An 860-nucleotide genomic window follows, 5' to 3' on the forward strand; every position below is an offset into this window, starting at 1 on the left:
ATATCGGTGCTGCAGGAGTACGTGGACCACCTGATGGGCTACGTGAACCTGGCCAGCTTCACCCGTCCGCTGAAGCTGGTGGTGAACTCCGGCAACGGCGCAGCCGGTCACGTGATTGATGAAGTGGAGAAACGTTTTGTGGCGGCAGGCGTGCCGGTGACCTTTATCAAGGTGCATCACCAGCCGGACGGCCACTTCCCGAACGGTATCCCGAACCCGCTGCTGCCGGAGTGCCGGCAGGACACCGCGGATGCGGTGCGCGAGCACGGCGCGGACATGGGTATCGCCTTTGACGGTGACTTCGACCGCTGCTTTATGTTTGATAACGATGCAGAATTTATCGAAGGCTATTATATTGTTGGCCTGCTGGCGGAAGCGTTCCTGCAGAAGCAGCCGGGTGCCCGGATTATTCACGACCCGCGTCTGACGTGGAATACGGTGGATATGGTGACCCGCAGCGGCGGCACGCCGGTGATGTCGAAGACCGGGCACGCGTTCATTAAAGAGCGGATGCGTCAGGAAGATGCGATTTACGGCGGGGAGATGAGCGCACACCACTATTTCCGCGATTTCGCCTACTGCGACAGCGGGATGATCCCGTGGCTGCTGGTGGCGGAGCTGCTGTGTCTGAAGAACAGCCCGCTGAAGGCGCTGGTGGCGGACCGGCAGGCGGCGTTCCCGGCGTCGGGGGAAATAAACCGCAAGCTGGAGAATGCGGCGGCGGCAATAGCGCGCATCCGTGAACGCTATGAACCGGATGCCGTCAACGTGGACACCACAGACGGCATCAGTATTGAATATCCGGAGTGGCGTTTTAACCTGCGCAGCTCGAACACCGAGCCGGTAGTGCGTCTCAACGT

At 60.5% G+C, this 860-nt stretch carries 1 pseudogene; it reads left to right on the forward strand.

From position 1 onward, the window contains the following. Positions 1 to 860: pseudogene (rfbK, locus tag ABLV12_RS08745) on the forward strand (O9 family phosphomannomutase RfbK); the annotation flags it as partial.

Source organism: Klebsiella sp. CN_Kp100 (assembly GCF_040065315.1).
Classification (GTDB): domain Bacteria; phylum Pseudomonadota; class Gammaproteobacteria; order Enterobacterales; family Enterobacteriaceae; genus Klebsiella; species Klebsiella oxytoca.